The organism is Mesorhizobium sp. M7A.F.Ca.ET.027.03.2.1, from assembly GCF_003999175.1.
GTDB lineage: Bacteria > Pseudomonadota > Alphaproteobacteria > Rhizobiales > Rhizobiaceae > Mesorhizobium.
Window position 1 is genome coordinate 1 of record NZ_RZOM01000454.1, and the last position, 4,681, is coordinate 4,681.

Here is a 4,681-nt window from a genome sequence, read left to right on the forward strand (position 1 = left end):
GCGAGCGCGGCGCTGCTGACATTGGGGAACGGGATGTAAAGCCCCCGGCTGGTGAGGAGAAAGCCCCATCCCTCATGCGCGGCGCGCGGCGTCGGCAGATGGGTGATGACGGCATACCAGAAAAAAACCTGGAGGATCAGCGGGATGTTTCGGAAGATGTCCACATAGGTGCGGCCGAGCAGCCGGGCCAATTCGTTCGAGGATGTCCGCGCCAGGCCGACGATCGTTCCGACGATCGTCGCCAGCGTCAGGCCGACGGTTCCCAGAAACAGCGTATTGATGATCCCGATGAGGAAGTACCACCAATAAGGGTCGTTGGCCGTGGCGGGCAGCAGCGAGAAGTTCAGGTCCCAGCCCGTCGACTTGAACAGGAAGTCGAATCCGGAGGTGATCCCCTGCGCCGCCAGGTTCTGTCTGGCGATCACAATGCCGGCAAGCACCATCGCGGCGATCGAGCCGACATACAGGATCTGCAACAGTGCGTTGCGGACTTTTTGATTTCTCAGCAGGCTGACCATTCAGAAATCCTTCCCGAATTGCCGCGCGGTCCCGCCCGGCGGGAGCCGGGCGGGACCTGGAGCGGGATGCGTTCAGAACGGATCAATCAACAACCAGCGGGAACAGGACACCGCCATTGTTCCACAAATTGGTCAGTTCGCGATCCATCTTGTAGGGCGAGTCCTTGCCGAGATCGCGATCGAAGATTTCGCCGTAGTTGCCGACGTTCTTGATCACCTTGTAGGCCCAGTCGTCGGAGAGCCCGAGACCCTTGCCCATGCCTGGCGTGACGCCGAGGAATTTGGCGACCTGCGGTGAAGTCGGCTTGGCCTTTATCTCGTCGACGTTCTTCGATGTGATGCCTTCCTGCTCGGCAAAGATCAGCGTGCTCAGCGTCCAGTTGGCGATGTCGACCCAGTTGTCGTCGCCTTGCCGCATGATCATGACTTCAGGCTCGACGGCGAGCACGTCGGGCAGGATGACATGGTCGTCGACCTTGCTCTTGGCGATGCGCGCAATGGCCAGTGTCGGACCCCACTGCGCATAAAGATCGCAGCGTCCCGAGAAATAGGCCTGCTCGAGCTCCTCGGTCTTCTCGATGAGCACCGGTTCGAGCTTGATGCCTAGCTTGGCAGTATAGGCAGCGACCTGCTGTTCCTGCGAGGTGCCGGCGGGAATGCAGATCGTGCCGCCGGCGGCATCCTTGAGCGACTTGAGGTTCAGCTCCTTGTGCGCCATCACCTTGGTGGTCCCGAGATAGTAGGACATGGAGAACTGCAGCCCAAGTTCGGTGTCGCGGCTGAGCGTGCCGCCCGAGGCCTTGACGATGATGTCGACATCGCCGGACTGCAGGGCCGGCCAGCGCTGGGCCCAGCTGATAGGAACGACTTTCAGCTTCGCAGGGTCGCCGAACACGGCCGCGGCCACCGCCTTGCAGAGGTCGATGTCCATGCCCTTCCAGTTGCCCTTGTCGTCCACCTCGGCGAAGCCGAGATAGGAGCCGTCATGGCCGGTGCAGTTCAGCATGCCGCGTGCCTTGACGGTTTCGAGCGTCTTGCCGCCAGCGGCTTCCGCCGGCGCCGCAAAATGCACGAGGCCAAGGGCCAGGGCCGAAGCCCCCCATTTGATCATTTTCATGTTCCGTCTCCACTGTTGAGGTTGTTTGGTTTCTTGTTGTTGGAGGCCCGAAAGGCGTCTTTCAGGCCTCGGTCTCGAAGCCGCTTCTAGTCGGAAAGCGGGGCCGGTTTCGGTAACGAGGAAATCGTGAGGTCGCCGCGCCAATCCTGCTGAGCCAGCCATCGGTGAAGTGCCGCGACCGCCTTCACGCGCAGATGTCCGCGTGGGACGACAAGATAGAAGCCCGGGACTTCCTCCGGCTTCATGTCGGCAATGGCGTCGCGGCCGATCGGCGCGACCAGCGTGCCCGCCCGGAAATCTTCCTCGGCATCGATGACGGAAACCAAGCCCACACCTATGCCTTGCAAGGTCGCCCGGCGCATGGTCGCGGCGTCGTCGAAGCTGATGCTGCGGTCGCCATCCGTCAGTTCCACGCCAAGGTGGCGCAATATGTCCGGCCACAGACGCTTCGACTTGACGGTGTCGAGCAACGTGAACTGTGTCAGATCATGCGCCGACTTGATCCTTTCGCCGATCGCCGGCGTGCAGCAGATGATCTTCGGATCCGGCACCAGCAACGTGGTTTCATAGTCGGACCAGTTGCCGTAGCCCCACTGGACCGTCATATCGATATCGTCGCGCCCGAAATCGGGCAGGTCGACCATGGTCGTCAGGCGCAGGTCCGCGCCCGGCAAGATTTCCCGGAACAACGAAAGCCGCGGCAGGAGATAATGCGTGGCGAAGTATGGGCTCGCATTCAGGTTGATGCGGTCCCGATAGTTCGACTTGGTGACGCGGCGAACGCCTTCGGCAAACTCGTTGAAGCCGGCTTTGACATAGTGCGACAGAAGAATGGCCGACTCGGTCAGTTCGATCGACCGGCCCTTACGCTCGAACAGCGTTACCTGGAGCGTATCCTCCAGAAGCTTGATCTGCTGTCCGACGGCCTGCGGCGTGACCAGCAATTCATCCGCCGCCTGCCGAAAGCTCTTGTGCTGCGCGACCGCGTGGAACACGCGCAGAGCATTCAGCGAGGGAAGGCGCAGCTTGCCGGTCATCGAAAATTCCGTTCCTTTCCCTGCTTGTGGCCCGGTCGGTCATGCACTGCCTCGGTCATGCACTGCCAGAGTTCAGTCGCCCGCGGCGAAAGAGACTTAGGCATATATGTAACCACCTGAAACAATTACGTTTTCACCGGTCATGTAAGTGTTCTTGGGGCTGCCCGTCATCAGCACCCATTCGGCAATCTCCTTTGGCTCGGCACCGCGGCCGAGCGGGCTCGCCTTGGCCAGTTCCTCCAGGAAGCCGAGCGCTTTCGCCTTCTCCGTCGCCATGCCGGCCGGCGCCACCGAATTCACCAGAATGCCGTCCTTCGCCACGTGATGGGCAAAGGATCGGGTAAGGCTGACGACGGCGGCCTTGGTCGCCGCATAGTGAGCGTTCTGCGGATGCGCCTTGAAGGCGTCGACCGAGGTCAGGTTCACGATCCGGCCGCGGACGCGGCTCTTCGGCTCCTGCGATTGCATGTGGCGAACCGCCGCCACCATCATGTGGTAGGTGCCCTTGATGTTGATGCCGTTGGAGGCATCCCAGTCGGCGTCGGTGATTTCGAGGAGCGGGCGGCGAGGGTAGATCGCGGCACAATTGATCAGCGTGTCGACGCGCCCGAGTTTCGAAACGATCGCCTCGAATGCGGCGTGGCACTGTGGGCCTACCTGGATGTCGCAAAGGGCGGTCGCGGTAGGCAGTCCGCTGGCCTTCGCGGTCGCCAGCGCGGACTCGGCGGCTTCCTGGTTGATGTCGATGATGCCGATCTTTGCCGCTCCGGCCTCGACAGCCATCTCGGCTAAGAGGGCACCGAGGCCGGCACCACCGCCAACGATCAGAACGGAAAGATCTTTCATCCCAGTTTTCCTTACTTGGTACCGCTTGGCGAGGTTGGCCAAGTCGGCATGATGTCGAAACGGGTAACGTCGGCCCACGCGGGGAGCCCAAGCACAGCGACGACCATCCTGGCCACGTCATCCGGCTGCACCACTTTGCTGGCGTACATGGCTGCGCGCGCGTTGGCGTCGAGGATGTCCTGGTAGAGCTGCGTCTCGACACGGCCGGCAACGATCTCGGTGACGCGTACGCCCGATGGGGAGAGGTCGGCGCGCAGCGCTGCTGCAAAGCCTGATATCGCCGCCTTGGTCGCTGAATAGACGGCAATGTTGGAGTATGCCGCGTGGCCCGCTGTGGAGCCGGTGAACAATACATGCCCGGACTGCCGCTCGCGCATTTGCGGGACGACGAGGCGCGTGAGCAGGATTGCCGCGCTGAGGTTCACCTCGAGCGTGGTGTCGATGTCAGCGATCTTCATATCGGCGAAGTTGCCGAGCGGCGGCATGACCCCGGCATTGTTGATCAGCACGTCGATGGTGAGATCCGCCAGGGCCGCTTCCAGGGCCTCGCGGTCGGTGACGTCGACGGCAATCGGCACGATGCCGGGCCGCTGTGCCTGCAGCTCCTTGAGCGCGGCCTGGCTGCGCCCGACCGCATAGACGTCGTAGCCGGCGTCGCTCAGCGCGATCGCGATGGCCCGCCCTATGCCGCTCGTCGCACCGGTGATGAAGGCTGTCGTCACGTGGGCTTTCCTGATTGTCTGTTTTCAGTTTGCGGCCCGGGCCGATGCCGCGAAACCAAGAAAACCAGCAAAAAGGAAAGATAAACTTTCGAAAATTTCGGATGCCTCCAAAATCCGTTGGGGTGTTCGGATAACCGCAGCAGCCGAAAACCCAAGGAAACGCTGGCAAGCTGGCGCCTTCAGCCCTTGGGAAACCCGCGCAGCCGGTGACGGAACAAAAAACACGGCTTTCGCAATGGATGTCTAATTTTCGGCCCAGGCGCGCCGATGCGATCGAATTCGCGAGGCCTCATGCGCCTGTCGAGACAGCCTCATCCGCCTGTCGAGACAGGCCTTTTCATGTCGGTGAAAAGTGAGGCCGCCGCCGCCTTCTGCTCGGCTTCGATTGCCTCCACGCCAGAGGCTCGGGCCAGGGCGCGCACCCGCCCGAGACTGTTGTGC

Annotated in this window: 6 protein-coding genes; 1 reads left to right on the plus strand and 5 read right to left on the minus strand. The window is 61.9% G+C overall.

The genetic code is table 11. From position 1 onward, the window contains the following. From EN750_RS19505 to EN750_RS19525, 5 genes are all read right to left on the minus strand, one after another. Positions 1 to 518: ABC transporter permease subunit (locus tag EN750_RS19505; protein WP_145967775.1), on the minus strand; the 518-nt coding region annotated here is incomplete at its 3' end. Positions 519 to 600: 82 nt separating this feature from the next. Then, positions 601 to 1,635, minus strand: coding sequence for an amino acid ABC transporter substrate-binding protein (locus tag EN750_RS19510; RefSeq protein ID WP_127397376.1), 1,035 nt, complete (start codon positions 1,633 to 1,635; stop codon positions 601 to 603). A gap of 86 nt (positions 1,636 to 1,721) precedes the next feature. After that, complete coding sequence (locus EN750_RS19515; RefSeq protein ID WP_023810154.1) at positions 1,722 to 2,672, minus strand: LysR substrate-binding domain-containing protein; 951 nt, start codon at positions 2,670 to 2,672, stop codon at positions 1,722 to 1,724. Positions 2,673 to 2,768: 96 nt separating this feature from the next. Further along, on the minus strand, positions 2,769 to 3,518 hold the full coding sequence (locus EN750_RS19520; protein WP_127397377.1) for an SDR family oxidoreductase: 750 nt from the start codon (positions 3,516 to 3,518) through the stop codon (positions 2,769 to 2,771). Positions 3,519 to 3,529: 11 nt separating this feature from the next. Further along, entirely contained in the window at positions 3,530 to 4,240 is a 711-nt protein-coding gene (locus EN750_RS19525; RefSeq protein ID WP_127321703.1) for an SDR family oxidoreductase, read from the minus strand. On the opposite strand from EN750_RS19525, the gene EN750_RS19530 reads away from it, so the two are divergent. Continuing rightward, the gene (locus tag EN750_RS19530; RefSeq protein ID WP_127397378.1) at positions 4,224 to 4,487 is read left to right on the plus strand and encodes a hypothetical protein; all 264 of its coding nucleotides are present in this window, start codon (positions 4,224 to 4,226) and stop codon (positions 4,485 to 4,487) included. The two genes, EN750_RS19525 and EN750_RS19530, sit on opposite strands and share 17 nt — an antisense overlap. The last annotated feature ends 194 nt before the right edge of the window (positions 4,488 to 4,681 follow it).

Coding starts and splice junctions, on each gene's coding strand:
- EN750_RS19520 (WP_127397377.1), bottom strand. CDS start 3,518: ATGAAAGATCTTTCCGTTCTGATCGTTGGCGGTGGTGCCGGCCTCGGT.
- EN750_RS19510 (WP_127397376.1), bottom strand. CDS start 1,635: ATGAAAATGATCAAATGGGGGGCTTCGGCCCTGGCCCTTGGCCTCGTG.
- EN750_RS19515 (WP_023810154.1), bottom strand. CDS start 2,672: ATGACCGGCAAGCTGCGCCTTCCCTCGCTGAATGCTCTGCGCGTGTTC.
- EN750_RS19530 (WP_127397378.1), top strand. CDS start 4,224: ATGAAGGCTGTCGTCACGTGGGCTTTCCTGATTGTCTGTTTTCAGTTT.